Annotated in this window: 22 protein-coding genes and 1 pseudogene; 11 read left to right on the forward strand and 12 right to left on the reverse strand. The window is 65.1% G+C overall.

Translation table 11 applies throughout. The features are described from left to right. Positions 1–21: 21 nt before the first annotated feature. The 6 genes from ACQPYR_RS13750 to ACQPYR_RS13775 form a co-directional block, all read right to left on the reverse strand. Entirely contained in the window at positions 22–1,485 is a 1,464-nt protein-coding gene (locus tag ACQPYR_RS13750; protein WP_433632009.1) for an aldehyde dehydrogenase family protein, read from the reverse strand. 24 nt (positions 1,486–1,509) lie between these two features. Further along, positions 1,510–1,716, reverse strand: coding sequence for an SDR family oxidoreductase (locus ACQPYR_RS13755; protein WP_433632011.1), 207 nt, complete (start codon positions 1,714–1,716; stop codon positions 1,510–1,512). Positions 1,717–1,853: 137 nt separating this feature from the next. Beyond that, positions 1,854–2,069, reverse strand: a complete 216-nt coding sequence (locus tag ACQPYR_RS13760; RefSeq protein ID WP_433632013.1) for a hypothetical protein — start codon at positions 2,067–2,069, stop codon at positions 1,854–1,856. Between the two features lie 3 nt (positions 2,070–2,072). Beyond that, entirely contained in the window at positions 2,073–2,507 is a 435-nt protein-coding gene (locus ACQPYR_RS13765) for a Zn-ribbon domain-containing OB-fold protein (RefSeq protein WP_433632016.1), read from the reverse strand. Next, entirely contained in the window at positions 2,504–3,715 is a 1,212-nt protein-coding gene (locus ACQPYR_RS13770; protein ID WP_433632018.1) for a thiolase C-terminal domain-containing protein, read from the reverse strand. The genes ACQPYR_RS13765 and ACQPYR_RS13770 overlap by 4 nt, the downstream gene beginning before the upstream one ends. Positions 3,716–3,719: 4 nt before the next feature. After that, on the reverse strand, positions 3,720–4,844 hold the full coding sequence (locus ACQPYR_RS13775) for an amidohydrolase family protein (RefSeq protein WP_433632021.1): 1,125 nt from the start codon (positions 4,842–4,844) through the stop codon (positions 3,720–3,722). Between the two features lie 163 nt (positions 4,845–5,007). On the opposite strand from ACQPYR_RS13775, the gene ACQPYR_RS13780 reads away from it, so the two are divergent. Beyond that, positions 5,008–5,691, forward strand: a complete 684-nt coding sequence (locus ACQPYR_RS13780) for a TetR/AcrR family transcriptional regulator (protein ID WP_433632024.1) — start codon at positions 5,008–5,010, stop codon at positions 5,689–5,691. 5 nt (positions 5,692–5,696) lie between these two features. On the opposite strand, the gene ACQPYR_RS13785 is transcribed toward ACQPYR_RS13780, so the two are convergent. The 3 genes and pseudogenes from ACQPYR_RS13785 to ACQPYR_RS13795 form a co-directional block, all read right to left on the reverse strand. Next, positions 5,697–6,233: a CoA transferase gene (locus ACQPYR_RS13785; protein ID WP_433635125.1), complete on the reverse strand. Its 537-nt coding sequence runs from the start codon at positions 6,231–6,233 to the stop codon at positions 5,697–5,699. 47 nt (positions 6,234–6,280) lie between these two features. Beyond that, positions 6,281–7,705, reverse strand: a pseudogene (locus tag ACQPYR_RS13790) (CoA transferase); the annotation flags it as partial. Positions 7,706–7,805: 100 nt separating this feature from the next. Beyond that, positions 7,806–7,943: a hypothetical protein gene (locus tag ACQPYR_RS13795; protein ID WP_433632027.1), complete on the reverse strand. Its 138-nt coding sequence runs from the start codon at positions 7,941–7,943 to the stop codon at positions 7,806–7,808. Between the two features lie 195 nt (positions 7,944–8,138). On the opposite strand from ACQPYR_RS13795, the gene ACQPYR_RS13800 reads away from it, so the two are divergent. Continuing rightward, on the forward strand, positions 8,139–8,888 hold the full coding sequence (locus ACQPYR_RS13800) for an enoyl-CoA hydratase-related protein (protein WP_433632029.1): 750 nt from the start codon (positions 8,139–8,141) through the stop codon (positions 8,886–8,888). A 4-nt stretch (positions 8,889–8,892) separates the two neighbouring features. Here the strand turns inward: ACQPYR_RS13800 and ACQPYR_RS13805 are convergent, their stop codons facing one another. Beyond that, positions 8,893–10,164, reverse strand: coding sequence for an amidohydrolase family protein (locus ACQPYR_RS13805; protein WP_433632032.1), 1,272 nt, complete (start codon positions 10,162–10,164; stop codon positions 8,893–8,895). A 134-nt stretch (positions 10,165–10,298) separates the two neighbouring features. On the opposite strand from ACQPYR_RS13805, the gene ACQPYR_RS13810 reads away from it, so the two are divergent. Continuing rightward, the gene (locus ACQPYR_RS13810) at positions 10,299–10,904 is read left to right on the forward strand and encodes a TetR family transcriptional regulator (protein WP_433632035.1); all 606 of its coding nucleotides are present in this window, start codon (positions 10,299–10,301) and stop codon (positions 10,902–10,904) included. A gap of 36 nt (positions 10,905–10,940) precedes the next feature. Here the strand turns inward: ACQPYR_RS13810 and ACQPYR_RS13815 are convergent, their stop codons facing one another. Next, positions 10,941–12,536, reverse strand: a complete 1,596-nt coding sequence (locus ACQPYR_RS13815; RefSeq protein ID WP_433632038.1) for a GMC oxidoreductase — start codon at positions 12,534–12,536, stop codon at positions 10,941–10,943. A 464-nt stretch (positions 12,537–13,000) separates the two neighbouring features. After that, positions 13,001–14,620, reverse strand: coding sequence for an MFS transporter (locus ACQPYR_RS13820; protein ID WP_433632041.1), 1,620 nt, complete (start codon positions 14,618–14,620; stop codon positions 13,001–13,003). Positions 14,621–14,926: 306 nt separating this feature from the next. Here ACQPYR_RS13820 and ACQPYR_RS13825 point away from each other — a divergent pair, with 306 nt between their 5' ends. The 8 genes from ACQPYR_RS13825 (at position 14,927) to ACQPYR_RS13860 (ending at position 22,427) form a co-directional block, all read left to right on the forward strand. After that, a complete protein-coding gene (locus ACQPYR_RS13825; RefSeq protein WP_433632044.1) occupies positions 14,927–15,439 on the forward strand; it encodes a hypothetical protein in 513 nt (170 codons plus the stop codon). 211 nt (positions 15,440–15,650) lie between these two features. Further along, positions 15,651–16,460, forward strand: a complete 810-nt coding sequence (locus tag ACQPYR_RS13830; protein ID WP_433632047.1) for an SDR family NAD(P)-dependent oxidoreductase — start codon at positions 15,651–15,653, stop codon at positions 16,458–16,460. Next, the gene (locus tag ACQPYR_RS13835) at positions 16,457–16,651 is read left to right on the forward strand and encodes a ferredoxin (protein WP_433632049.1); all 195 of its coding nucleotides are present in this window, start codon (positions 16,457–16,459) and stop codon (positions 16,649–16,651) included. The genes ACQPYR_RS13830 and ACQPYR_RS13835 overlap by 4 nt, the downstream gene beginning before the upstream one ends. Positions 16,652–16,659: 8 nt before the next feature. Next, on the forward strand, positions 16,660–17,898 hold the full coding sequence (locus ACQPYR_RS13840) for a cytochrome P450 (protein WP_433632052.1): 1,239 nt from the start codon (positions 16,660–16,662) through the stop codon (positions 17,896–17,898). 31 nt (positions 17,899–17,929) lie between these two features. After that, the gene (locus ACQPYR_RS13845) at positions 17,930–19,102 is read left to right on the forward strand and encodes an amidohydrolase family protein (protein WP_433635126.1); all 1,173 of its coding nucleotides are present in this window, start codon (positions 17,930–17,932) and stop codon (positions 19,100–19,102) included. After that, positions 19,099–20,334, forward strand: coding sequence for a M24 family metallopeptidase (locus ACQPYR_RS13850; RefSeq protein WP_433632055.1), 1,236 nt, complete (start codon positions 19,099–19,101; stop codon positions 20,332–20,334). Before ACQPYR_RS13845 ends, ACQPYR_RS13850 begins: the two co-directional genes overlap by 4 nt. After that, the gene (locus ACQPYR_RS13855; RefSeq protein WP_433632058.1) at positions 20,324–21,478 is read left to right on the forward strand and encodes a M24 family metallopeptidase; all 1,155 of its coding nucleotides are present in this window, start codon (positions 20,324–20,326) and stop codon (positions 21,476–21,478) included. Before ACQPYR_RS13850 ends, ACQPYR_RS13855 begins: the two co-directional genes overlap by 11 nt. After that, the gene (locus ACQPYR_RS13860) at positions 21,471–22,427 is read left to right on the forward strand and encodes an enoyl-CoA hydratase/isomerase family protein (RefSeq protein WP_433632060.1); all 957 of its coding nucleotides are present in this window, start codon (positions 21,471–21,473) and stop codon (positions 22,425–22,427) included. The genes ACQPYR_RS13855 and ACQPYR_RS13860 overlap by 8 nt, the downstream gene beginning before the upstream one ends. Positions 22,428–22,429 lie beyond the last annotated feature (2 nt).

The following is a 22,429-nucleotide window of genomic DNA, read 5'->3' on the forward strand; positions in this document are numbered from 1 at the left end:
GGTTGCCCCGGCGCCTTCGGATCACTGCGCCTCGATGATGGAAACCGTCTTGTATCGCAGGAATTCATCGATCCCGGCCCGTCCGCCTTCCCGGCCGTAACCACTGATCCCGACGCCGCCGAAGGGCGTATGCGGCAGGTTCTGGCGCGCGCCATTGACATAGACGCCGCCCGCGCTCAGCCGCTCGGCCAGTCGGTGCACCCGGGTGAGATTCGTCGACTGGATATTCGCGCCGAGCCCGTAGGGCGTGCTGTTGGCCAACGCGACCGCCTCGTCATCGGTCGAGAACTTGAAGATCAGCAGTACCGGGCCGAAGATCTCGGTCTGCGCGATCTCGTGGTCGGGATCGGTATCGACGATGATCGTCGGCTCCACGAAGTTCTTATCCGCGAGATCGCCGCCTGCCTTGTTGCCGCCCAGCACGATTCGGCCAGCGCCGTCACGCCGGACGCGGTCGAGCATGCCGCACACCCGCTCGACGGCGGCGGCATTGATGAGCGGTCCGACCTCGACCTCCGGATCGAACGGATCGCCCACCTTGTAGGTGGCCGCGATGGCGGTTACCCGTTCGACCATCTCGTCGTAGATGTCCTCGTGCACGATCAGCCGGCTCGGTACGGCGCAGCCTTGGCCCGCCAGTACTCCGATGCAGTCGCGCACGGCACGGTTGGCCACGGCCTCCAGGTCTCCGGCGTCCGGGAACACCAGGCTCGCGGTCTTACCGCCCAACTCCAGCACCGCGGGTTTGAGCTGCTCGGCACACGCGTGCATGATCTGGCGCGCCGCGATGGGCCCGCCGGTGAAACTCACCTTCGCCACCTTCGGATGCCGAACCAGGGCGGCTCCGGCCGCCGGACCACCGGTGAGGATGGTGCAAACTCCTTGCGGCACACCGGCTTCCCGCAGCAGCTGCGCGAACAGATCAGGGGAGAATGGAGTGAACTCCGATGGTTTCACCACGACGCAGTTTCCGGCCGCCAGCGCCGGTACCACCTTCATGCCGAGGGAGATGACCGGTCCGTTCCAGGTGACGATGATGCCCACGACGCCGTACGGCTCGGGTGCGGTGTAGGAGAAGTACTCGCGGGTATCGAGTGTCGAGATCAGTTCGCCGGACAACTTGTCACACCATCCGGCGTAATAGCGCGCCCAACTGATCGAGTTGTCGATGATCCGCCGCCCGAAGTGCAGTGGCGTACCGCCGTCGAGCGCTTGCAGATCGACGAAATCCTGACGGTGTTCGGTCAACAGGTCGGCGAAGCGCGTCAGCACATCGCGCCGTGCTTCGGGCGTCCAGCGCCGCCACGAATCCGCCTGTGCGGCAGCCAATTCGACGGCCGCATCGATTTCGTCCGCACCGGCCAAGGGAATTCGCGCCTGAACCTCGCCGGTATAGGGATTGCGATGTTCGAAAACGCCGCCCGACCCGGCGTCGAGGACCGTATCCCCGTAGCGAAGTTGAACTCGGGGAGCGATCGTGGGCATGCATACCTCCGTGATGGGTGAAGTTCAGCGAATGGTGAATCCGGCGTCGAGCGGCAGCTGGACTCCGGTCAGGTAGGCCGCCTCGTCGGACACCAGCCATGCGACGGCGTTGGCGATGTCCTCGGCCTGCAGGATGTCGATCGGCAGGGCGTTCTGCATCTGGCTGATCGTGTTCTTGTCACCGTCGGCCGCCTGCGCGTGCAGCGCCGCCATGACCGGGTTCTGCGTCATGCCGGAAACCATGCCCTTGGACGCGAGCTTCACCGCTGCGCGCGTCCCTGCCCGCGGGCGATACCGGTGATGAATGCGACCTTGTTGTCCGATGCCATTGCACCTCCATATTTCTGGCTGTTCGTGAGTGCCGCTGGTCAGCTCGGCGTGCTTGCGGTGTGAGCCCGGGCGAGACGCAGGCCTTCCCACTGGGACGGCGCACGGATCGTCCATTCGCCGCAGGAGCACCAGCACCGGTAGTACGCACCGTCGGGGACGATTGCCTGGCCATCGCAGGCCCCGCCGCTGTTCGCGATGCTGGTCAGGAATTCGAGCGGCTTCTCTTCGAGCGCGCTTTCGTATTCGTTGTCCATTGCTCACTCCTCGGCTTTCCGGAATATCGGCAGGAGCCAGCCGTCGCTGATCGGATGGAAGTCGACGGTCAGCTCCATGCCGATCCGCACCTGCTCGGGTTCGATATCGATGATGTTCGTGACCAAGCGGGCACCGGGGGCATCGGGCAAGTCCACAACGGCCGGGACCAGGGTCACGTCCGGCAATCCGGGGAAGCCGTGCACCACGGCGAAGCTGTAAACGATTGCGCGGCCGGATAATTCGGGCCAGTCCACCGCGGTGGACAGGCATTCCGGGCAGAACGGCGTCGGCGGTAGCCGAAATGTCGCGCAGTCGGCGCACTGCGGTGCGACCAGCCGCCGCTGCTTCGCCGCCTGCCAGAACGGCTCGGTCACCGAGTCGGTGGTGATCGCGACGAAGTCCGACGGAAGCGCTGTGGCCAGGCGCGCGGCCTTCATCGGTCACGCCCCAGGATCAGACCGCTGACCGGCAGGCTGGCGGGCCCGCCGGTGCAGAGCGCGAATTCGGCGTCGGCCACCTGGTTGATCGCGCTGCCGCGCAGCTGCTCGACGCCCTCGACGATCTGGGTCATGCCGATGATGTAGGCCTCGGAGAGCTGTCCACCGTGCGGGTTCACCGGGATGGTTCCCGGTCTTCTGCGTGCGGTGTACCGAATCGCGCCACTCTCGATGAACGGCCCGCCCTCGCCCTTCTCGCAGAAGCCGTAATCCTCCAACTGCATCAGCACCATCGGGGTGAAGTGGTCGTAGATGAGTGCCACATCGATGTCCTGCGCTGTGATGCCCGCCTGCTTGTACAGCCGCCCGGCGATCGGTTTATGTCCGGACGAGACGAAGCTTTCTTCCGGCATCCCGAACCACGAGAACGCGCGCCCCCAATCCCTGGTGCCGCCGTGCGCGACGGCTACCACGGGCACCGGCTGCCGGCGCAGATCGCGAGCGCGATCGATCGAGGTGGTGATCACCGCGACCGCGCCCTCGGTCTCCAGACAGAAGTCGTACACACACAGCGGTTCGGCGATCATGCGCCCGCTGAAGTATTGCTCCTTGGTCAGTGGCGTCCGCTTCATCGCCTTGGGTCGATTCAGCGCGTTCTGCCTGGTCGATATCGCGATTTCGGCGAAAGCGTCCCTGGCGGTGCCGTACTGGTGCATATGGCGCCGGGCCAGCACCGATATCAGGTGGCCCGGACCGGCCAGCCCGGCAGGCTGCAGGAAGGACCCGACCGGGCTGACCGGCTTGGCCGCTATCACGGTGCCGAGGCGTTGCTTCTGCTGCTGCAACGCCATGACAGTGACCACGACCGAAGCGTCACCGGCCACGATGGCCGCCCGGGCCAGGCCGATCGCTCCGGCGGACCCACCGCCACCGGATGTCAGCGACGCCGAGAAACGGATTTCGGGAATGCCGAGGGTCTCCATGAAGTCGACGGACTCCATCTTGTCGCCGTATCCGGCGCCCGCGCCCGAGTAGTACGCGAAACCATCGATATCCCGCACCGACAGCCCGGCATCCGCACAAGCGGCAAGGATGGCTTCGCCCGCGAGCTGGACGATGCTCTTGCCCGCGGATTCACCCCGCCGGTAGTAGGGCGTGGCTCCCACGCCGACGATCGCGACGTCACGCAATCCGGTATCGCTTGCCATCGGCTCAGACCTCGTCGGCTGGAATCGGCGGAACATGGGGGAACAACTCGAAGAACGCGCCCTGCGTTATCCGCAGCCGGACCTCGTCCGAGACACCGTCGAACAGCGACTTCAGCGTGTCCTGGGTGTGGCCGAAGGTGCCTTCCATATGCGGGTAGTCCGAACCGAACATCACGTTTCGATAGCCCATCGCTTCATATGCGGCGACTGCGGTCTCATCGTGCTGGAACGAGGCGTAGACCTGTGTCATCAAGGTCTGCTTCGGATCGCGTGTGAGCTTCGGCCGCACCGCCATGTGATGCTGGCGGTAGCCCTCGAGCATCCGATCACCGAGGAACGGGATCCAGGTGGCGCCGCCCTCGGAGATCAGCACCTTCAGATCGGGATGGCGATCCAGCGCGCCGGACGCGACCATTTTCATGGCGGCGCGCTGACCGGAGAAGGTCGATTCGGCGTAGTTCAGAACCGCGCCGCCCGGGCCGCGGTAGACCACGCCCGCGCCGCCGCTGGTCATATCCACCGGATCCGTACCGATGTGGAAGGCGAGCACCATGCGCGCGCGTTCGGCCGCATCCCAGAACGGTTCCCAATCCGATCGGTGCCAGTCGGGTGCGCTGGCATGCGGGGTGGTCGGCAGGAATACCGCTCGAAAGCCTTGCTCTGCCGCCCATTCCAGTTCGGCGATCGCGTCCTCGACCACCAGCGTCGGTACCTGAGCGGTCACGACATAGCGGTCCGATACCGCGGTGATCTCCGCGAGCGCCCATTCGTTGCTGGCCCGCATGCAGGCCCGGAGCAGTTCGGGAGTCCGGAAGGTCGATGCCCACATCCCCAGCGAAGGAAAGATCACCTCTCCCCAGACGCCTTCCTGGTCCAGATCCCGCAGACGCGCTCGCGCATCGCGGATGCCCTGCGCCTTGCGACTCGCCTCGAGGAACTCCACGGCCACCGAGCTCGGCAGTTTGCGTCGGAACGACTGTCCGTCCACGTGCACTGTCTCGTACTGGCCGTCGGGATCTCGCTCGGACTTCGGCGTCAGTTGCGCGAGCCGCTCGGGCAGTCGCGATTCCCAGAGATCGGTCGGTTCGAGGAAGTGGGAGTCGCCGGAATTGGTCCAGATCTTCGGCATGAGGATCCTCTGCAGCTCGGGCCGCGGGCACCGCGGCAGGTAGGTCTCGAATCGGATGCTACGTCAATTTCTAATGGTTTGTCATTAGAAATTGGGTTTGCGCAGTAAACGGGGCTTCGGCGAACATGGGCATCGGCCGGCAGCCCGACGAGAATGGGGACCCATGTCAACAGGCGCAGAGACCGCTGGCAGCAGACGACGGCACACCACAGGCGAGGCGACTCGCGAATTGCTGATGACGACGGCCGAGCGACTCTTCGCCGTGCGTGGGGTGCAGGGCGTGACGCTGCGCGAGATCCAGCTCGAAGCCGGTCAGTCGAATTCGTCGGTCATCACGTACCACTTCGGCTCGAAGGCCGGGCTGGTCCGGGCGCTGATCACGTTCCGATACCAGACCATCGATGCACGCAGGGCCGCATTGGTGGAGCAGGCACGTGCCGACGGATCATCCGACGATCCACGCACGGCGGTTTGGGTGATCGTCCGGCCGCTGGTCGAGAGCATTCGAGCCGGTGAGATGTTCGTGCCGTTCCTGGCCAGGCTGAGCGAGAATCCCCGCGCGCACGCCGAATACTGGCCGGGACATATCAAGGACACCACGGTCGACGTGCTCGAGGAATTGGTACCCGCCGCACTCGGCGGCATGCCCGATCGGGCGCAGCGCGGTCGGCGGGTGCAGCTCTACAACAGCGTGCTCAACCTGCTCGGCGAGCACGCACGCAGCCGACAGCGGATCAGTGAGGCGCAACTCAACAATTACGTCGACGGCTGGGTCGGCATGCTGACCGCGCCTCTCTCGCCGTCGACCCGTGCGCTCCTGGAGCCGGAGGCACGGGCCGCGACGTGAGCGTTTCAACCCACGATCTGTTTATCGCGCAGGTCTGCGATGCGCGCGTCGTCGTACCCGACCGCACGCAGTAGCGCATCGGTGTGCTCGCCGATGGTGCAGCCCGCGTCGGCCTTGACCGACGATCGCGAGAACCGGTTGAGCGGTGCCAGCCGCCGATGTTCGTCGAATATCGGGCTGACCGCGTCCACGGCGTAGCCCGCGTTGTAGAACTCGTCGGTCTGCATCTGCCACTCGGCCGACTCCTGGGCGACCGCGACGCAGCCGACGTCGCGTGCCGTGAGATAGGTTTCCCACTCGTTTTTGGTTCGCGCAGCGAAGATTTCGGTGAGTGCCGCCGCGAGCGCCTCGCTATTGGGTGTTCGCGCTTGCGCTGTCGCGAACTGTTCGTCGGCGAGTTCTCCGTGGCCGAGCGTCTCGACCAGTGGCGCCCACTCGTGCTCGGCCGGAGCGGCGAGGAATACCCAGCCGTCGGCTGCGGCGTACATCCGATAGAGCGGGCCGAGTCCGCGGAACTCCGCGTCGACGGTACCGCATCGCATCCCTTGACCAAGTCCCGCACCACCTCCCGGCCCGCCTCGGAACCGAGATCGATGGCGATGCTTTCCTTCCCCTGTAGGACCTTCGCGCCACCGGCCTCGGGAAAGGCCATCAGCCACCGGATCAAATCGCCGTCGAGCGGCTCGATTTTGATCACGCGCGCACCGAGGTCGGTGAGCAGTGTCGCGCCGTACGGTCCGGCGTACATCGAGCCCAGTTCCAGCACGGTCACCCCCTCGAGCGGATAGCGGCGAGCCTCGCCCGCGCCGACTGCGGTCGGCGGCTCCGCCTCCTCATCGGCGAACTGCTGAATTTCCTGGTCGTACTCGCCGAGCCGCGGTGCGCGTCGGATCTCGGTGAGCGCGCGACCGTTCGCATGCACCAGCGAGGACGGCTGCCGGACCGGACCGAGCTGCGGATCCGCGACGGTGACCACGCGGCCCTCGTGCACCAGTTGGGGATGGGCGAGTGCTTCGGCGGGGGTGCGGAACTGTTCGCCGAATACATCCATCGTCGTCTCGAACACCGGCCGCCACTCGTCCAGGGTGCGTTCCTCGACCTTCGACAGCATCTTGTTCCACCACTCGAACCGCAGGTTCGGATCGGGCATGGTCGGGAAGCCTTCCCATCTGGGGTCGGCCAGCTCGGCCCACAGGCCCAGCTCTTCCAGGAACGCCTGCGTCAGCCGCGGCGAGGTCTGCGCGAACTGCAGCCAGGTGCCGTCCTTCGTCACGGCGCTGAGTAGGGCGTACATCAGCCGCGATTGTGGTCGCCCCCGGTCGTCGAATGCGGCGACGAGCGGTTCGAAGGCATCCGGGTAGCGGTGCAGGATCATTTCGAAGAACCAGTTGTACGGATCGTGCGCCCCCACGCCCGTCACCAGATTCGACTCGACGACCTGGCCGAGTCCGCTGTGATCGCGCTCGATCAGGGCCGCGAGAATGCCGTGGACCGCCGCCTGGGCCGCGCCGAACGATGCGTACGGCGCCGAGACGAACGCCGGATCCGGGCCCATGGTGAGCTGGCGTTTGGAGTGGAAAACTCCGGTCTTGGCCATGATCAGGCCCGCATAGCCCTTGTAGTGCGCCCACGGGCCGCGCGATCCCCAGCCGGTGATCATCGCCGCGACCAGCCGCGGATACCGCTCGGCCAATTGCTCGGGCGTCAAACCCAATCGCTGCGCCGCCGCCGGTCGCATGGTGCTGACCAGCACATCGGCCTTGCGTAACAGCCCGCTCAGTGTGCTGCGGCCCATCTCACTGCCGAGATCGAGTGTGACACCGCGCTTTCCACGCAGCAGGCCCGGCCAGCCCGGATCCCGCCGCAGCGGACTGCCGCCGACCGGCTCCACCAGGATGACGTCGGCTCCCGCGTCGGCGAGAAACTGCGTGGACTGTGCACCCGGCAGCGTCGTCGAGAGGTCGACGACGACGAGTCCGGCGAGTGGGCCTTCGGTGGTGGTAGCGCTTGTCATTGGTCCTCACAATCCAGGAGAAACAGGGATCCGCAGCGGACGACGTCGGTCACCGGCCGCGAGGTGCGCTCCGGCAGCCTGGTCCCGCGAATCAGGTCCGTCACGACCGGTCCTTGCGCAAACTCGCTGAGGTGCACCGGCATTCGGCGCTCAGCACGCCGCCGCCGTGTCGTGGAAGGACACCGTGCCCCACCCGATCGGCATGATCGCCACGCTGCTCCTCGGTCGGCTCGGTCATCACGGCACTCGAGCGCTCGGTATGCCGCCGACTTCGGCCACGGTAGCTAATAGCGTGTACTAATTACAAGAAGTTCGGTAGTTTGCTGGCAGAATTGACCTAAAGGTGCCCTCATTATAGAGATTGGCGATAGGATTTTGGTATGAAACGCGCGACTGGCTCGGCCGCAGCGATCCCCGTGCACATGTCGATCAGATGACCGTCCACCAGGAACGACGCGGCCGGGTACTCGTGGTTCGGATCGACCGCGAGGAGAAACGCAATGCGATCAATCGAGCGGTCGCCGAGGGCATCGACGCGGCGCTGAACCTGCTCGAGGACGATCCGACGCTCTGGGTCGGCGTGCTGACGGGGACCGCATCGGTGTTCTCGGCGGGCACCGATCTCAGGGACGGTGCGGGCGGCGGCACCGAACGGGGCGGGGAGTACGGCGTCATTCGCCGCCGGCGGGCGAAACCGCTGATCGCGGCCGTCGAGGGGCCTGCCTTCGGTGGTGGTCTCGAGATCGTCCTCGCCTGCGATCTCGTAGTCGCTTCGCGCACAGCCCGTTTCGCACTTCCGGAGACGCGGCGCGGTGTGGTCGCCTCCTCGGGCGCGCTGTTCCGCACGCTGCGCGCCCTGCCGGTGCACATCGCCAAGGAGTTATTGATCACCGGCGCCGTATTCGACGCCGAACGCGCTCACCAACTCGGGCTGGTGAATCGCGTTGCCGAAGCGGGCCACGCACTCGATGCGGCACTGGAATTCGCCGATGACATTTGCGCCTCGTCACCCGTGGCGGTCGGGGCGACACTGGCGGCGATCGCGTCTCAGCACGCGGCGTCCGATGCCGAGGGTTGGGACGCAACCGCCGAAGCCGTAGCGCGGGTAATGCGCAGCGAAGACTTGAAAGAAGGGGTTGCCGCATTCCTGGAAAAGCGCCCACCGCGGTGGCGGGGGCGCTGACCAGTCAGGCGACGTTGACCGGCGCCTTCTTCACGCTCTTGTCGAAGCCCACGACATCGGCCAGAGTGCCGCCGAGGATGATCGCCCGCTCGTCGTCGGGAACCCCGGCGAAGTTGAAGTCGATGCACTCCTTGCTGCTGCGGAAGGTGCCTTCCGCGTGTGGGTAGTCGTTGCCCCAGATGACGGTCGACATACCGGTGATGTGGCGGGCCTTGACGGCTATCGGGTCGTCCGCGAACTGCACATGGATCTGACGCTGCAGGTATTCGCTGGGCGAGAGCGGGTAGGGCCATTTCCCGTTGATGGCGAACAGCCTTCCCATGGTCGGCTGGTCGTTCGGCGGGCGAGTGTCGTCCCAGAATCCGAGCCACCAATCGGCGTCCTGGCCGATGCCGGTCCGCCAGGATTTGTCCATCATGCCCATGAACGAGACCAGCCAGCCCGCACCGAACTCGGTGAGGTTGAAGTGCAGGTCGGGGAATCGTTCACACACACCGCCGCCGATGAGCGATGCGATGATCGCCTGCGGGCTGGCCGATGCGGTGTTCCCGCCGCCCATGGTGCGGCCCGCGACCATATCGTCGGTCAGCTGTCCCTTGCCCATGTTCATGGCCGTCATCAGGCCCTTGACGGTGGTCGCCGTTTCGGACACCGATTCCTTGACCATCACCCCACCGGTGGCGACATGGAAGAACACCGGCAACCCGTGCGCCTGCGCGGCTGCCCACACCGGGTCGTACTCCCGCGACCAGTAGGGCAGTGGCGGGATTTCCGGCAGTAGTAGTGCGCCCAACCCCATGCGCGCACATCGCTCGATCTCGGCGACCGCGTCCGGGATGTCGGTGAGCGGGATCGCCGCCGTGGGGCGCATCCGATCCTTGTACGGGAGATACCGTTCGACGACATAGTCGTTCCACGCGCGCGCGTGCGCCATCGACAGTTCGTGGTCGTCGGTGAACAGGACGAACAGCGACAGGTTCGGGAACATCACCGAGGCGTCGACGCCGTCGAGATCCATATCCCGGATGATGTTCTCCGGCTCGCCGTCCGGTGTCCGCCCGCCGAGCTGCCGGTACTTGGAGATGGTCCAACCGTCGAACCCGACCGTGTGCAGCTTCTTGAACTCGGTGTGCCCGCCCGCCACGATCGGCTCGTCGAGGGTGAACTCCTCCTCCCAGAGGGCGCGGTCCCGAAGATGTTTGGGCAGCCGGGTTTTGTACAGGTCGACCGGCTCGATGATGTGTGTATCGCCCGATACGACGAAGAAATCCGACACGTTGACACCTTGCTTTCTTGGCAGTTCCGCGCACCCGCGCGAGCAGAGACGTAGCCTCATTAGTGAGACTGAGTGTCAGATTAGCGCTCAGTGGTCAGTTATGTCACGAAATTGCAAAGGGTAGCGTCATGCCCATGAGCGGAACCAAGCGCACGAGAATGATCGCCCGCGCCGCAGTGCGAGCCGACCTCGCACAGGTCGCCTATGAGCTGACCCGTGAGCGGGGGTTCCACAACGTCACCGTCGATGACATGGCCGCTGCTGCCGGGGTATCGCGCAGCACTCTCCTGCGCTACTTCGGCAGCAAGGAGGAAGCGGTGCTGAGCGCGTTCGACGCGCACGCCGACCATTTCGCGGACGCGCTACGCGCCCGGCCCGCCGAAGAGGACGACTGGACGGCGCTGCGCCGCGCATTGGGCGGGGTCATCGAGTTCTATCTGCAGGACCCGGTCGCCGCGCTCGCCATGACGCGACTCATCTTCGACACCCCCGAGTTGTCCGGGCGGCAGCTGGAGAAACAGCACAGTTGGCGACCCGCTCTCACCGCGGCGCTGGCCGAGCGGGCAGGCGTGTCGGGGCCGGTCCCGATCTCGGTGGAGATCAAGGTCGCCGCCGCGACGAGTTGTCTGAATATCGCCGTCGAGCGCTGGTCGGCATCCAATGGCGAACTCGATCTGGCGCAGTTGCTCGACGAAGGATTCGACGCCTTCTCGTCGGCTCGCAACGGGCGCGCGCACTAGGGGGTCGCCCTCTGAGGGGGCGACCCCGCCGGGTGGTCAGATGATCGAACCGACGTCTTGTGCCACGAGCTTGTCGAGTGCGCGTTCGGCGACGGCGGCGATCGTCATCGATGGATTGCAGGCCGCGCTGTTACCCGGGATCAGCGCACCGTCGAGCACATAGAGCCCACGCTGCCCGTGCACGCGGCCTTCCAGATCGCAGACCAGGCCCATATTCGCACCGCCGAGCGGGTGCCAGGTGGAAGGGGCCGCGAGGTTCGTATCGCCGAGAACGCTTGCGGGACCGGCGATCTTCTGCACCACTGGACCGATGGTGCCGTTCTGGATCGTCGCGTCGCCGTCCTTGGGCCAGCGCAGCACGGCCTCGTCCTTGCCCGAGTCGTATACGAAGCGTCCACGGGCATTGCTGACGCCGTAGCCGACCAGCATGGTGGTGCGCGCGTCTATGCCCGCCGGCGGGATCGATGCCTGGATGACAGTGGCCGCCTTCGCGGGATCGTCCCAGTTCAGGCTGCCGTAGACGACGGGTCCGCCCTGTGGGTAGCCGAGGTCGCTGTCGAGGCAGGTCCAGGTGTAGATGCGGTCGGCATTGGTGCCCCAACCGGTACCGAGCCCGTCCGGCAGATCCGGGATACTTCCCTTCGCCTTGGCCCGCACCAGCAGTTTGGTGGTGTTGAGGCTTCCGGCGGCCATGACCAGCGTGCCCGCGGTGAGGATCTTGTTCTCCAGCACTTCGCCGGAGGAGTCGGTCCGGTCGACGTACACGGTCCACCGTCCGTCCTTGGCGCGCTCGACCGCGGTGACATGGTGGAGTACCTCCACCTGTACTCGACCGGTGGCCTCCGCCGCGGCGATATAGGTGACGTCGACGGAGTGTTTTCCGCCGTTGTTGACTCCGAGCGCACCGTCGCCATTTGTATACGAAGGTTTCATCTCGCCACGGAGTTCGGCGAGCGCGAAATTCCAGTCGATCGGCATCGGAATCTTCGACACCGGCAAACCGGCCTTGCGTACGTGCTGTTCGAAGACGCGGACGGCCTGATAGTTCGGACTGGCGATCAGCTCGTCCGGGGCGACCGCGAGCTGCAGCATCTGCGCGACGCGCGGATAGTGGACCCGGTTCATCGTCGGCCAATCCAGGCCGTCCGGGAACTGCGTGGCGAACGCAGCCTGCGAGGGCTGCAGCGACATGCCTTGGTACACAAGCGATCCGCCGCCGACACCGGCCGCGCACAGTGCTGTCATGTTGTCGCCCGACACTGTCTCGAGCAGTCCGGCGTAGGGGTCGAAGGCCACGGGCTTACCGAACAGCTCCGGCGCGGACTCGTACCAGAGAATGCGCTTATCCGGAGACGTGGCATGCGGGAACGTCTCCGCGTTCGGACCGGTCGGCCAGCGTAATCCGCGCTCCAGCATCAACACCGGTACTCCGGCCTGGGCTAGGCGCAGCGCGGTGACGCCGCCGCCGAATCCGGTCCCGATCACGATGACCCGATGGTCTTCGCGAACGAGCGGGACCGTCCTCATCTTTGTCGCGATACCGCTGCTACCGGCGGCGATTCCCGTACCCGCCAATGCGATTGCGGCACCGGCGGTGCTACCGAGAAACGACCGGCGCGTGAATGCGGACATAGATTGATCGACCTCCAGACCGCGGGATTCGGATCCCGCGGGGATGTTGAGAGCAAAGGAATACCGGCCCGCGGCAGTGGATTTCGCGCGGGGCTTCGGCGGATCTCCCGCGGCGAATCTCGCGGGATGTCGAGAGTGGTAATACCGGTGCGCGCGGCAGTGGATCTCGCGCGTGGGAGTGGGGGACTTCGCCGCGGCGAATCCCGTGCCGGTGTCGAGAGCGGAAATGTCGTTGCGCGGCAGTAGATTTCGTGCGCGGGATTTCGAGGGACTTCGCCGGCGAATCTCGCGGGATGTCGAGAGGGGGGAGGCAGTGGATTTCGTGCGCGGAGGTTCGGGGGGACCTCCCGCGGATGTCGGTGGGTGCAGGGGGTTGATGACATCCGCGGGAGGTCGAGTCCGCCGACCAGACGTGGGCACGATGGGTGACGGCCGTCGGCGGGGGATTGTGTTGCGGGAGTGGGTTACTCCGCGTGGTCGGCGCCGCCACGCGCCGCTGCGCGGCCGTGCCGCAGGATCACCGCTAGGACCAGTGCGATCACAGCGGTGCCCAGCGCGAGCCAGAAAGTCTGGGTGTAGCCGCTGTCGGCGAACACCTGCGGTATCGGCTGGACGGCGTGGTTGCCCATGACGTCGATGTTCGCCTTGATCGGGTTGTTGTTGAGCAAGGCGGTGACCACGGCGAGGGAGACCGCCGTGCCGAGGTTGATGGTGACACCGAGCATGCCGGTACTGATGCCCTGCTGTTCCTGCGGTACCGCGTCGACGACGAGATTGGCCACGGCGGCGTAGAAGAAGCCGAACCCGATGCCGGACAGCGCATAGAACACCGAATAGGTGGCCCAGCTGTAGTCGACCAGTATGTAGCCAACGCCCGCGACCACGTTGACGGCGAAGCCCACGATCGCTGGTATACGCGCGCCGTATCGGTGCGCCAGCCAGCCGCCGAGGGGACCGGCGATGACCGCGACGAGCCCGGCCCAGAGTCCGACGTGCAGCGCGTACTGCAACATGCTGAAGCCGTTGCCGTAGCTGTAGCTTGGATCGAGGACCACCTTCACCATGTCGACCGGCAGCGTGGCCCCGGTCATCTCATGGGCTTTGGCCACGACACCCTGTGCGACCTGGTCCCGCAGCCCGTCGGCATTCGGGGTCTGGGTCATGTACGCCAGCGTCAACGGCTGTATCGCGATGATGCCGACACCGAAGAACGACATCAGCAGCACCATGCTGACCTTGGGGTTCAACAGCAGTCGCATGTCGATTATCGGGCGGCTCACTCGTGTTTCCACCACGAAGAACAATGCCAGCAGCACGAGTCCGCCGACCAGCCAGGCGATGCTGGTCGCGCGGCCCCAGCCCCAGCTCTGGCCATTGTCGAGGTAGAGCAGAACCAGCAGCGTACCGACGGACAGCAGCACCGCGCCGAAGGGGTCGATCCGATCGCGTACCCGCAGCTTCGATTCCGGGACCACGAGCACGACGAGCAGCGTCATTACCGCGGTGAAAACGCCGAGACTCCAGAACAACGACCGCCAGGTGAAGTGGTCGAGGAGCACACCACCGAGCACCGGCGCTATCGCAGCGGCGATACCGATCCCGGCGCCGACGAAGCCGAGCGCGGTCGCCACGAACCGCCGCGGCATCAGATCCCGGATCAGGCCGAAGGCAATGAATTGGGTAGCGACGGCGAACGCCTGCAGACCACGTCCGATCAGGAACAACGTCCAGTTGCTTGTGACCGCGTCGATCAACGAGCCGACGACGAACAGCACGCCGCATGCCACGAACAGCAGTTTCTTGCCCCAGATGTCGCTCATTTTGCCGAGCAGCGGTGTCGCGGAGGCGCCGACCAGGCCGATCAAGATGACAACCCAGTTGATGTTGGCCCCGACGTCGGGGAAGGTGGCGCTCATATCGTGCAGCGCCGGAGTGATCATCGTGTACTGCACGGGGACGACCTCGGTCATCAGCACGATGAGCGCGAGCACCGAGTAGATGCGAAGTCGCGAGGCGTTTTCGAGCCTGCCGGTGTCGACGGCGACGTCGACTTCATCCGGTGGAGGAGTGGTGGTAGCGGACATGGAGCGCTCCAGGGGGAGAAACGATGAGATGGGAGTCACATGAGGTGCTCTTGGCGGCGGACGATATGAGGTCGCATTCGTCGTCTGCGTGTTCGTCCTACTCACCGGAAACTCGGGTATATCCGTGCGGCGACCTTCGGTGATGCGGTCGTGACCGGGGCGCGGCGGTAGTGGTTGTCGCACTCAGCGCTGTCGCACCGATGAGCCACGAGCACGCTTTGCCCGCTGAGCGGAACAACGGATACGCGATGCGTCATCGAGGGCTTTCATGTGTCCTCCAACACACCCCCTTTACAAGGAAGCACCATGACTCATCTGTTCGTTCGCCGGGTACTGGCCACCGCTGGGGCCATGGCAGTGGTCTCGGCAACCGTCATCGGTTGTTCCAGCTCGAACGACGACTCCGCCAGCGCCACTACGACGGCGACGAGCGCCGCCTCGGCACAGGCAACTTCCGTGCAGGCCGATTCGAACGACCCGGCGGTCAAGGAAATCACCGACGCCTTCGTCGCATTCTTCGACGGCAAGACCCCCGCCGACACGAAAGCCGTTCTCGTGGAGAATGGTTCGACATTCGCCCCGGTGCTCGCGGCGCAGGCGAGCAGTCCGATGGCCGCCGGTTCCACGGCGACGGTGTCCAATGTGAAGCTCGACGACAGCACGCATGCATCGGTCACCTACACCGTCCTGATCAACGGCAACCCGGCCCTGCCGAATCAAGCGGGGAAGGCCATCAGCGTGGACGGGAAGTGGAAGGTCGCCGCGGCGACCTACTGCGGTCTGCTGAAGTTGCAGGGCGGCGCTCCGGCCAGCTGCTGATCGCCGCGCTACGGGTCGGTAACTCGGTTTTCTACTGAGTGAGACGGCGACCCGCGAAATTCCCGCGGTCAATAGCATCGGCCCAGAGCGCAGCGCCCGGTGAAACTCGCCGGTCTGCACGGGATCCGTTGTCGTCCAAGATTTTTCGTATCGCACGCCGAGTGGCGGGTCGCCGATGCTCATTCGGCCGTCGATGAAAGGCATAAACGCTGTGGTGCATGAATTAACCGGCAAAGTCGCCGTCGTTACCGGCGGCGCGGCGGGAATCGGCGAGGCCATTGTCGAGCGGTTCGCGGCCGAAGGCGCTCGGGTCGTCCTTGCCGACCGGGACTCCGATCGCGGGGAACAGTTGGCGGAACGCCTCGGCGCGGACGTCATCTTCACCAAGACCGATGTCTCGGATCCCGAGCAGGTCACCCAGCTGGTCGCCACCGCTGTCGAACGGTTCGGTGGTCTCGACATCATGGTCAACAACGCGGGCATCTCCGGTGCGATGCATGCCGGATTCCTCGACGATGACCTCGCCGATTTCCATCAGGTGCTCGGTGTCAACCTGCTCGGTGTGATGGCGGGAACGCGGGAAGCGGCCCGCCACATGGTTGCCAACGGCGGCGGCTCGATCATCAATCTGTCGTCGATCGGCGGAATTCAGGCCGGTGCCAGCGTGATGTCGTATCGCGCATCCAAAGCGGCGGTAATACATTTCACCAAATCTGCCGCGATGGAATTCGCCGCCTTCGATATCCGAATCAACTGCATCGCACCCGGAAACATTCCGACCTCCCTGCTCGCGTCGGCCGTCGCGAACATGAGTGCGCAGGACGCCGAAAGGTTTGTCGGCGCCGCCCGCGAGATCATGCGAAATAACAAACCGCTGCGACGAGACGGCGAAGCTCGCGATGTCGCCGAGGCCGCACTGTATTTCGGCAGCGACCGGTCGGCGTATGTGACGGGCACGATCCTGCCGGTCGACGGCGGCACCGTCGCGGGCATGAAGAGCCAGGTCAAGGACGTTCGATGAAAGTGATTGTCGACCAAGACAAATGCCTCGCGAACGGTCAGTGCGCGGTGTACGCCGGCGAGGTGTTCGACCAACGCGACGAGGACGGCGTCGTCGTCCTGCTGAATGAACGTCCTGCGCCGGAGCAGGCCGACGCCGTCCATCAGGCCGCCGACGCTTGCCCCGCGCGCGCCATCCATATCGAGGAATGACGGAGACCATGTCCGAAACATCGATCGGAACCGCCACCGACGCCGCCGTGCCCCAGTATCCGATGGAGCGCTCGATGCGCTGCCCCTTCGCGCCGCCACCGCAGCTGCTCGATATGGCGGCCGCGAAACCGTTGAGCAGAGTACGGATCTGGGACGGCAGCGAGCCGTGGGTAATCACCGGATACACCGAAGCGCGGTCGCTCTTCTACGATCCGCGGGTCAGTGTCGACGACCGTCGCCCCGGATTCCCGCACTGGAACGAGGGTATGAAGGCGATGTCGGACTCGCGCCCGGCATCGGTGTTCAACCGGGACCTGGACGAACACGCCCGGTACCGGCGAATGCTGACGAAACCGTTCGCGCTCAAGCGCGTCGAGGCGTTGCGGCCGGTGATCCAGAAAATCACCGACGAGCACATCGACGCCATACTCGCCGGTCCGCAACCGGCCGATATCGTCGCGGCGCTGGCCCTGCCGATGCCGTCGCTGGTCATCAGTGAACTGCTGGGCGTGCCGTATGCCGACCACGAATTCTTCCAGCGCCACAGCGATGTCGGACTCGGTCGCTACACCACTGCGGAGGAGTCGCAGCAGAATGTCCTCGGCTTGCTCAACTATCTGGCGGAGCTGACCGAGGTCAAGGCCGAGAATCCCGCCGAGGATGCGGTATCGGATCTGGCGGAGCGGGTCAAGGCCGGTGAGATCGACAAATGGGAAGCCGCGATGCAGGGCGTCGGCCTGCTGGTCGCCGGACACGAGACCACCTCGAACATGATCGGTCTCGGCGTGCTCGCCCTGCTGGAGCATCCCGAACAGCTGGCGATCATCCGCGATACCGACGATCCGAAGGTGCTCGCCAACGCCATCGAGGAACTGCTGCGGTATCTCAGCATCATCCATACCGGGCAGCGGCGAGTTGCCATGGAGGACATCGAAATCGGTGGCGAGGTGATCCGCGCCGACGAGGGCATCATCATCGACCTGGCCATCGCGAACTGGGATCCGAATACCTTCCACGAGCCGGACCGGCTGGATGCCGACCGGGCGAATGCCAATCAGAACATGGCATTCGGACACGGGCGGCACCAATGCGTCGGCCAGCAGCTCGCCCGCGCGGAGCTGCAGATCGTCTTCCAGACACTGTTCCGGCGCATTCCGACGCTGCGGCTGGCGACGACCATCGATCAGATCGACTTCAAGCACGACCGGCTGGCCTTCGGGGTCTATGAGCTGCCGGTCGAGTGGTGACCAATTCCGACAAGATGCATGGAGGCAAGTGATGTCAAGCCCGACGAAGAACATCTCGTTATACCCACCCGAGGGCTACGGCGCGCCGAAGAACCGGCAGGGGCACGCCACCGGTGACGTGGGTCTGCCCGCGGGGACGGAGGTGTTCTCAGCCGATAATCACATCTCTCTCTCGGACGATATTTTCTTCCAGTATCTTCCCGAGGAGCTGAAGGCTCAGGCGCCGCGGATCTGGTATGAGGAAGGCGCCTATCAGGTCGGCGCAGCCGGACATTCGTTCCTGCCGCCCGAATTCAGTGCCGTCCTGATGCAGTACGACGACCTCGTCGGCGCGGCCAGCGGCAATCTCGAGGCCCGCATTCAGCAGCTCGCCGAAGACGGCGTCTACAAGGAACTGGCGTTCCCGAACGCCGTTCTGGCGCTGTTCTTCCATTCCGACAAGGAAATGCGTGAGCGTCTGTTCCGGATCTACAACCAGTACATGGCGGGCCTGCAGGAGCGCTCCAAGGGACGGTTCTACGCCGCGGGCCTGATCAACTGGTGGGATCCGGCGGGTACGCGCCGGACCTTGGAAGAGCTGAAGTCGTTGGGGCTCAAGACTTTCCTGCTGCCGCTCAACCCGGGTACGGACGCCGACGGCAACCAGATCGACTACGCGAGTACGGCGATGGACCCGGTGTGGGACGAGATCGAAGCGTCGGGCGTGCCCATTTCCCATCACATCGGGGAGACCGGGCTCAAGGCTCCCTGCGAGTTCAACACCCTCGTGGTCGGGATGATGGTCAATGTCGACTCGTTCCGAGAGATGTTTGCCAGGTATATCTTCTCCGGAATTCTCGACCGGCATCCAAAACTTCGGATCGGCTGGTTCGAGGGCGGGATCTCCTGGGTTCCGTCGGCACTGCAGGACGGCGAACATCTGTACGCGTCCTACCTGCACATGTGCGAGCCGAAACTGAAGCACGACGTCCGCTACTACTGGAACAAGCACATGAGTGCCGCCTTCATGGTGGATCCGCTCGGCTTGCAGCTGATCGACCAGATCGGCGTGGACAACGTGATGTGGTCCACCGACTACCCGCACAACGAAAGCACTTTCGGCTATTCGGAGAAGTCGCTGCAGCTGGTAATCGACGCGGTCGGCCCGGAGCAGGCAGCGCAAATCGTCAGCGGCAATATCAAGAAATTCCTGGGTATCGAATGACTAATTCTCCGACAGCGGTAGGGACGTCGATCCGGATTCCGGACGAACCGGATCGCGCCCGCATGCGGCGCGAAACCGGAGCCCGGTTGCGGGCGGCGATGGCGGAGCAGGGCGTGGACGCGCTGGTCCTGGTCGAAGATCAATCCGTCATGTATGCGACGGGAGCGAGCTGGCCGCTCGGCGACGCCGGCCTGTCGCATATCGAGTGCCCGGTCGCGGTGGTTCTGGTAGACGACGAGTGGCCGCATTTGTTCATGCCCTTCCGTGAGGGCGCGGCCACCGAAACGGAGTTGCCCGCGGACTATGTCCACGGACCGGTCTATCTCGAATTCGACGAAGGCGTAACGGATTTCGCGCGGATCCTCGCCGAGCTCATCCCCAACGGGGCGCGGGTGGCCGTGGACCAGTCGACGGGTGCGATGCGACGCGCGGAGCAGAAATTGTTCCCGTCCGGGTCGCCCACCGACGCCGCCCTGGTGCTCAGCGCGGCCAAATTGGTCAAGACCCAGGACGAGCTGGCCTGCATCCGCACGGCGTGCCGGATTACCGATACCGCGATGGTCGATGTCCACGCGGCGCTGGCACCCGGAATCCGGCAGATCGACCTGTCGGCGGCCTTCGTGCGGCGGGCGTTCGAACTCGGCGCCACCGCCAATATCCTCGACCCCATCTGGCAGGTCATGCCGGAAAGCAAGGCAGAGGGTGTCTGGACCGTACACGACGATCTCGCGCTGCCTTTGCTGACGACCGAACGCGAGCTGGCGCGCGGCGATGTCCTGTGGACCGACGTGAGCATCAGCTACGGCGGGTACTGCTCCGACTTCGGCCGGACCTGGGTGGTCGGGCAAGACCCGACCTCGAGGCAGCAGGCGCAATTCACCAGATGGCGGGAGATCCTGGACGCGGTGCTCGCGGTGACTCGCGCCGGAGCCTCGCTGAATGAACTGGCCACGGCGGCCATCGACGCCAACGGCGGTAAAAGGCCCTGGCTGCCCCACTTCTATCTGGGGCACGGCATCGGCGTCGGCCCCGCCGAGATGCCCATGATCGGCACGGATCTGGGCGAAGACTTCGACAAGAACTTCGTCCTCGCGCCGGGCACGGTGGTGGTGCTGGAACCGGTGGTGTGGGAGGACGGCACCGGGGGCTACCGCAGCGAGGAGATCATCGTGATCACCGAGGAAGGCTTCATTCCGTTGACCGACTACACCTATGCGCCCTATGGCAACTGAAATCCTGGCCGACGAACGCGCACTCCGTCTCGGGCGACGGGAGCGCGTGCTGGCCCAGATGGAAGCCCACGACCTCGACCTGCTCGTACTGGGCAGGCAGGCCAATATTCGCTATGTCACCGGTACACCGCAGCTCTGGACGGCGGGGACCAGGCCGTTCGGTCCCGGATGCGTTCTCGTCCGCGAAACCGGCGACATTCATCTGTTGAGCACCTGGGACGAAGGCGTTCCCGAGGATATTCCGCACGAAAACCTGTACGGGATCATGTGGAATCCGCTCAACCTCGTGGGGGTGCTGCGCCAGATCGGCGGTGCCGCCACCGCCAGGCGGGTGGGTACCGATGCCCTGTCCCCGCTGTTCTCCCAGTTCCTGCCCATGGCATTTCCCCAGGCGGAACTGGTCGACGGCGAACAGGCCATGCGTGCCGCCCGGCGGATCAAGACTCCCGAAGAAATTGTGGTGCTTCGGGATTCGATCCGCATCGCGGAAGCGGGCCTGGCGGCGGCGGTCGCCGAACTGCGGCCAGGGGTCACCGAGAAGACCCTGACCGGAGTCATGTTGCAGGCGATGGCGGCTGGGGGCATGAGTACCCCGGCCACCCAGGACGCCGCGTGGGTGACCGCACCGGATCACCCGTGGCGGCGCGCGTCCGGTGACCGGCGCGCGCAGGCCGGTGACCTGGTGGCCTTCTCCGCGGGCGTCATCGGCAACGGCTACATCGCCCAGGTCGGCCGGACCTGGCCGACGTGGGCGCCGAAGGACGGCACAAGTGCCCTCTACGAGCGGTGGGATCAGCTGTGGTCTCGCCTGCTCGCCGCCTGTCGGCCGGGTCGGCTCGCCTCCGAATTCCTCAGCGCTTACGAGGCTGCCGGTGAACCGTTGCCGCCGCTGCCGGTGGCCCATGCGCTGGGGCTGGGATTCGATGCGCCCGTTGTGTCGCAACAACTTCCGGCCACCGCCGCCGCGGAGCACCTGGAACCCGGGATGGTGCTCGCTGTCACCGGCTACGTCTGGGAGCAGGGCATCGGCGCCGTCTTCGGACGGGAGATGGTGCTGATCACTGCCGACGGACCCGAGGTGCTGACTTCCGGCCCGTCGTGGAACAGCAATGCGGGCATCGCAATTGGAGCAGCGAATGAGTGAGTCCGTGCCCTCGGCCGAGGAGATCATCCGCTACGAGAAGGATCCCAAGACCCGGATCGCCACGATCACGTTCAACCGGCCCGACCACCTCAATGCGCCGACCATCGCCGCCCGGGTGCGCTATGCCGACCTGTTGCACCGCGCCAGTGTCGACGACGAGGTCAAGGTGCTCGTGATCCGTGGCGAGGGCGATGATCTCGGCACCGGTGCCGACCTGCCGGAGTTCATGGCGGCGCACACCAGCCCCGATCAGGGGCCGAAACTCGCCGAATTCCGCATCGGCGCCGACGAAGTCACCTATCCGCCCCAGGGTTCGTTCCGGCACGGCGCGACGCTCAGTTCGTGGTATGCCAACTCCCACTCCGGAATTCGCAGCCTCCAGGACTTCAAGAAGATCAGCATCCTGGAGGTGAAGGGCTACTGCTACGGGTGGCACTTCTATCAGGCCGCCGATGCCGATCTGGTGATCTCCTCCGACGACGCGCTGTTCGGGCATCCGGCCTTCCGCTACGTCGGGTGGGCGCCGCGAATGTGGTGGTGGGCGCAGACCATGGGCCTGCGCAAGTTCCAGGAAATGGTGTTCACCGGGCGGGCGTTCACCGCCGCCGAAATGTACCAGTGCAACTTCCTCAACAGCGTCGTCCCGAGGGACCAACTGGAAGCGGAAGTGGACAAGTACGCACAGGCCTGTGCCAGCAACCGTCCGACGGACACCGTGTTCATGCAGAAGTCCTTCTTCGAGTTCATGAAGCAGTACCAGGGCGAATACCTGGGCAGCATGATCAGCGGACTTTTCGAGACGGTCGGCGGCTTCGCGGCGCCCGACACCGACGACATGATGTTCGACCAGGCCATGAATCGCGGAATCAATAACGCGGTCAAGGACAACGACAGCAAATTCCCGCCGGAATGGCGGCTGAGCAAGCGCGCTCGGGAGCGGAAGGACTAGCT

Origin of the sequence: Nocardia sp. CA-120079, from assembly GCF_050955745.1 — a bacterium.
Taxonomy (GTDB): domain Bacteria; phylum Actinomycetota; class Actinomycetes; order Mycobacteriales; family Mycobacteriaceae; genus Nocardia.

What these genes read in the sequence shown, in the direction of transcription:
- ACQPYR_RS13750 (WP_433632009.1), bottom strand. Translation starts at nt 1,485, where the DNA reads ATGCCCACGATCGCTCCCCGAGTTCAACTTCGCTACGGGGATACGGTC.
- ACQPYR_RS13755 (WP_433632011.1), bottom strand. Translation starts at nt 1,716, where the DNA reads ATGACGCAGAACCCGGTCATGGCGGCGCTGCACGCGCAGGCGGCCGAC.
- ACQPYR_RS13760 (WP_433632013.1), bottom strand. Translation starts at nt 2,069, where the DNA reads ATGGACAACGAATACGAAAGCGCGCTCGAAGAGAAGCCGCTCGAATTC.
- ACQPYR_RS13765 (WP_433632016.1), bottom strand. Translation starts at nt 2,507, where the DNA reads ATGAAGGCCGCGCGCCTGGCCACAGCGCTTCCGTCGGACTTCGTCGCG.
- ACQPYR_RS13770 (WP_433632018.1), bottom strand. Translation starts at nt 3,715, where the DNA reads ATGGCAAGCGATACCGGATTGCGTGACGTCGCGATCGTCGGCGTGGGA.
- ACQPYR_RS13775 (WP_433632021.1), bottom strand. Translation starts at nt 4,844, where the DNA reads ATGCCGAAGATCTGGACCAATTCCGGCGACTCCCACTTCCTCGAACCG.
- ACQPYR_RS13780 (WP_433632024.1), top strand. Translation starts at nt 5,008, where the DNA reads ATGTCAACAGGCGCAGAGACCGCTGGCAGCAGACGACGGCACACCACA.
- ACQPYR_RS13785 (WP_433635125.1), bottom strand. Translation starts at nt 6,233, where the DNA reads ATGCGATGCGGTACCGTCGACGCGGAGTTCCGCGGACTCGGCCCGCTC.
- ACQPYR_RS13795 (WP_433632027.1), bottom strand. Translation starts at nt 7,943, where the DNA reads ATGACCGAGCCGACCGAGGAGCAGCGTGGCGATCATGCCGATCGGGTG.
- ACQPYR_RS13800 (WP_433632029.1), top strand. Translation starts at nt 8,139, where the DNA reads ATGACCGTCCACCAGGAACGACGCGGCCGGGTACTCGTGGTTCGGATC.
- ACQPYR_RS13810 (WP_433632035.1), top strand. Translation starts at nt 10,299, where the DNA reads ATGAGCGGAACCAAGCGCACGAGAATGATCGCCCGCGCCGCAGTGCGA.
- ACQPYR_RS13815 (WP_433632038.1), bottom strand. Translation starts at nt 12,536, where the DNA reads ATGTCCGCATTCACGCGCCGGTCGTTTCTCGGTAGCACCGCCGGTGCC.
- ACQPYR_RS13820 (WP_433632041.1), bottom strand. Translation starts at nt 14,620, where the DNA reads ATGTCCGCTACCACCACTCCTCCACCGGATGAAGTCGACGTCGCCGTC.
- ACQPYR_RS13825 (WP_433632044.1), top strand. Translation starts at nt 14,927, where the DNA reads ATGACTCATCTGTTCGTTCGCCGGGTACTGGCCACCGCTGGGGCCATG.
- ACQPYR_RS13835 (WP_433632049.1), top strand. Translation starts at nt 16,457, where the DNA reads ATGAAAGTGATTGTCGACCAAGACAAATGCCTCGCGAACGGTCAGTGC.
- ACQPYR_RS13840 (WP_433632052.1), top strand. Translation starts at nt 16,660, where the DNA reads ATGTCCGAAACATCGATCGGAACCGCCACCGACGCCGCCGTGCCCCAG.
- ACQPYR_RS13845 (WP_433635126.1), top strand. Translation starts at nt 17,930, where the DNA reads ATGTCAAGCCCGACGAAGAACATCTCGTTATACCCACCCGAGGGCTAC.
- ACQPYR_RS13850 (WP_433632055.1), top strand. Translation starts at nt 19,099, where the DNA reads ATGACTAATTCTCCGACAGCGGTAGGGACGTCGATCCGGATTCCGGAC.
- ACQPYR_RS13855 (WP_433632058.1), top strand. Translation starts at nt 20,324, where the DNA reads ATGGCAACTGAAATCCTGGCCGACGAACGCGCACTCCGTCTCGGGCGA.
- ACQPYR_RS13860 (WP_433632060.1), top strand. Translation starts at nt 21,471, where the DNA reads ATGAGTGAGTCCGTGCCCTCGGCCGAGGAGATCATCCGCTACGAGAAG.